This window comes from Mesorhizobium sp. M7A.F.Ca.CA.001.10.2.1, from assembly GCF_003998575.1.
Lineage (GTDB): Bacteria > Pseudomonadota > Alphaproteobacteria > Rhizobiales > Rhizobiaceae > Mesorhizobium.
The window spans coordinates 1-3,741 of record NZ_RZQY01000607.1; the positions used below are offsets into that span (position 1 = coordinate 1).

The window sequence follows — 3,741 nt, forward strand, 5'->3', positions numbered from 1 at the left end:
CTTCCACAATGCGCTCGACGAGAACCTGATGGCGGCGCTGACCAAGGCCAAGACATCGGAGCAGGCGATGGCCGACACCGAGGCAGAGTGGAAGAAGATCGCCCGGCGCACCGGCGAGGACAAACTGCTCGAAGCCATCAAGACCAACAAGGAGGCCTGGCCGACAGTTCTCGATCCAATCGTCTGATCCTTCTCCCTGGATCATATCGAAGGAGGGGAGGAGCCTACTTCTCCCCTCCGCCCACAACGCCACCAGCAAAGCCGCCAGATGAAGCGTTCCGTTCCTTTCCTGATATTCCGCTATGCCGCGATCTTCGCGGCCATGGCGGTGACGCTGGTGCCGATCCTGTGGATGGTATCGATGGCGTTCAAGCCGATCGCCGAATGGTCGGCGACCGGCGCCGAACTGACCTGGTGGCCGAAGAACCCGACGCTCAGCAATTTCCGTTTCGTGTTCGGCGAGTCGACCAACAATTTGATCGTCGCGCTCGACCGTAACGCGCTGAAGCCGATCCTCGCATCGCTGCTGTCGGCGGTTTTCGGCACGGTGATCGCCATGTCGGCGGGCACTGCCGCGGCTTATGGGCTGTCGCGTTTCGGCTCCGGCCAGAACCTGCCGCTGGCGCTGATCCAGCTCAGGATCTTTCCGCCGATGGCGGTCATGATCCCGGTGATGATCATGTGGGCTTTCCTCAACTTCACCGACAGCTGGTGGGGCCTGGCGCTGATCTACGGCATCGTCACCTTGCCGTTCGCCTTCTGGCTGATGAAGACCTTCTTCGACGACATGCCGCGCGAGATCGAGGAGGCAGCGCTTGTCGAAGGCTGTTCGCGGCTGCGCGTCTTCACCCGCATCACGCTGCCGATGATGCGCGCGCCGCTCGCCAGTGCCGCGCTCTTCGTCTTCATCCTCAACTGGTCAGACTATCTGATCGCGCTGCTTCTGACGACGCGCGAATGGGTGACCATCCCGGTCTACATGGCCTCGCTATCCTCCTCGATGACCGGGCAGCTCTATGGCGCCAAGGCGGCGCTTGGCCTGATCGCGGCCGTGCCGCCGGTCATCATGGGCATCGCCATCCAACGCCATCTGGTGCGCGGGTTGACGTTCGGGGCGCTCAAGCAATGAGCGCGGTGACTGCCATGACGTCCAAGGATGAGATGACAGCCGTCGGAGCAAAGCCGGTTTCGCGCGATGAGGGCGCAAGGCTGGGTTTTCGCCTGACATTGCCTGCGCAGATCCTGGTGCTGTTCATCTCGGCCTTCCCGCTGTTGATGCAGCTCTACATCAGCGTCACTGACTGGTCGCCGCTGTCGGGCACCGGCTGGTGGAACGCCTGGTCGATGTGGAACAGCTTTGCCAACTACACCGATCTCGCCGCCGACGCGCGCTTCTGGAGCGCGCTGAAGCGTACGGCCATCGTCATGATCGTCTGCGTGCCGGCGGAATTCCTGCTTGGGCTGGCGCTGGCGACGCTGTTTGCCGACGATTTCCCGGGCAAGCGCGCCTTCTATTCGATCCTGCTGATGCCGATGATGGTGGTGCCGGCGGTGGCCGGCTACATGTTCTTCATGCTGTTCCAGTCGAGAGGGCCGGTGAACGACATCTTGTCGGCGCTCACCGGATCTCCCGTCACCATCGCCTGGCTGTCGGATCCGACTCTGGCGCTGATCGCGGTGATGGTCGCCGACATCTGGCAGTGGACGCCGCTGATGTTCCTCATCCTGCTTGCCGGTCTGGTCGGCGTGCCGGAGGATCAGATCAAGGCGGCGACGCTGCTCGGCGCCAATCCCTGGCAGCGCTTCGTCACCATCGTGCTGCCGAAGATGAAGACGATCATCATCATCGCGCTGGCGATCCGGGTGATCGAGAACTTCAAGATCTTCGACACGCTCTACATCATGACCGGCGGCGGTCCAGGCGTCGCCACCGAAACCATCTCGGTCTACATCTACAAGCTCACCACTCAGGATTTGATCTGGGGCTATGTGGCGGCGATCGCGCTGGCCATTCTGGTCGTGCTGTCGATCGTCGCGGTGTTTGCCATGAAGCGCATGGCGCGGGCACGCGAGGTAACGGCATGAGCGCGATCCACTTGCAGAACCTGGTCAAGAAATTCGGCGACTTTACCGCGCTCAAGACCATGGACCTGGCAATATCAGACGGCGAGTTCATGGCGCTGCTCGGCCCGTCGGGCTGCGGCAAGTCGACGACGATGAACATGATCGCCGGCATGGAAGAGCCGACCGGCGGCAAGATCCTGTTTGGCGAGCGCGACATGGCCGGCGTGCCGATGGGCCGGCGCGGCGTCGGCTTCGTCTTCCAGAACTACGCCATCTTCACGCATATGACGGTGCGCCAGAACCTTGCCTATGGACCAAAAATGCGAGGGGCTGCCAAAGCCGAGATCGACCGCCGTGTCGGCGCTATCGCTGAGATGCTGCAGCTGACGCCGCTGCTCGACCGCAAGGCCGACAGGCTGTCGGTCAACATCTTGCAGCGGGTGGCGATCGGCCGCTCGGCGATCATGGAGCCGGCGATCTTCCTGCTCGACGAGCCGCTGTCCAATGTCGACGCCGCTTTCCGGGCCGTCATGCGCACCGAACTGAAGCAGCTGCAGCGGCAGTTCCGCCAGACCATGGTCTATGTCACCCACGATCAGCTTGAGGCGATGACCATGGCCGACCGCATCGCGGTCATGGATCATGGCGTGCTGCAGCAGGTCGGCACGCCGCTCGAGGTCTACAACGATCCGGCCAATGTCTTCGTCGCCCGCTTTATCGGTGCGCCGGGCATGAACCTGCTCAAAGGCAGGCCAGCGGAGAGCGACCGCGGACTGGTCGTCGATCTCGGACCGCTGGGCGTCACGCCGCCGCTGCCGGGCGAACTCGCAGCGGCCATGCGTGGTGCGCGCGGCGAGGTGCTTTACGGATTCCGGCCTGAACAGGCGACGTTGGTGCAGAATGGGCAGGGCCTCGCAATGCCGGTGACCTTTGTCGAACGGATCGGTGCGCGCACCATCGTTCATCTCGGCCAGGGCGAGGCGGCTGTGAAAACGGTGTTCGACAATGATGTCGGACTGACTATCGGCGACACCGCTGTCATCGCCCCCACTACGTCGTCGGTGCGCGTCTTCGACGCTGCCACCGGCCGCGCCATGAGGGTGGGAGGCTGAGATGTTGGTCCGGCAAATTTTCGCAAGTTGGCGCCGCCCCTCACCCTTACCCTCTCCCCGTGTAGAGACGGGGAGAGGGGGGCGTCATCGTTGGAGCTTCTCCCTTCTCCCCGTCCCTATACGGGGAGAAGGTGCCGGCAGGCGGATGAGGGGCGGCGCCGGCGTTCGCTACCTGTCACTGATCCGTGGAGCGACCTGAGCCATGGCCGATATCGTCTTTCGCAACGTGACCAAACGCTACGGCAACACACTTGCCGTCGACGACGCCTCGTTCACCGTCAACGACAATGAGTTCTTCTGCTTCTTCGGACCGCCGCTGTCGGGCAAGTCGACGATCCTGCGCCTGGTGCTCGGGCTGGAGACACCTGACACCGGCGAAATCCTGATCGGAGGCAGGCCGGTCAACGCGATGTCGCCGGCCGAGCGCAACGTGGCGATGGTGTTCCAGAACCTGGCGCTGTTTCCGCATATGAGCGCGCTCGAAAATGTCCGCTTTCCCCTTGTCGAACGCCGGGTCGCCGAGACCGAGATCAAGCGGCGGGTCACCGACGTCGCGGCGAAGCTG

The 3,741-nt window shown here is 63.1% G+C and carries 4 protein-coding genes and 1 pseudogene; all 5 read left to right on the forward strand.

Annotated elements, in window-relative coordinates; translation table 11 throughout:
- Positions 1–187: pseudogene (locus EN964_RS28255) on the forward strand (sugar ABC transporter substrate-binding protein); the annotation flags it as partial.
- A gap of 81 nt (positions 188–268) precedes the next feature.
- Entirely contained in the window at positions 269–1,129 is an 861-nt protein-coding gene (locus EN964_RS28260) for a carbohydrate ABC transporter permease (RefSeq protein WP_127269508.1), read from the forward strand.
- Positions 1,126–2,085, forward strand: coding sequence for a carbohydrate ABC transporter permease (locus tag EN964_RS28265; protein ID WP_127270896.1), 960 nt, complete (start codon positions 1,126–1,128; stop codon positions 2,083–2,085). The genes EN964_RS28260 and EN964_RS28265 overlap by 4 nt, the downstream gene beginning before the upstream one ends.
- On the forward strand, positions 2,082–3,176 hold the full coding sequence (locus tag EN964_RS28270; RefSeq protein ID WP_127267578.1) for an ABC transporter ATP-binding protein: 1,095 nt from the start codon (positions 2,082–2,084) through the stop codon (positions 3,174–3,176). The genes EN964_RS28265 and EN964_RS28270 overlap by 4 nt, the downstream gene beginning before the upstream one ends.
- A gap of 202 nt (positions 3,177–3,378) precedes the next feature.
- A partial coding sequence (locus EN964_RS28275) for an ATP-binding cassette domain-containing protein (RefSeq protein WP_127277001.1) occupies positions 3,379–3,741 on the forward strand: 363 nt, incomplete at its 3' end.

Excerpts from the sequence above, each read along its gene's own strand:
- EN964_RS28270 (WP_127267578.1), top strand. The coding sequence starts at position 2,082 with ATGAGCGCGATCCACTTGCAGAACCTGGTCAAGAAATTCGGCGACTTT.
- EN964_RS28260 (WP_127269508.1), top strand. The coding sequence starts at position 269 with ATGAAGCGTTCCGTTCCTTTCCTGATATTCCGCTATGCCGCGATCTTC.
- EN964_RS28265 (WP_127270896.1), top strand. The coding sequence starts at position 1,126 with ATGAGCGCGGTGACTGCCATGACGTCCAAGGATGAGATGACAGCCGTC.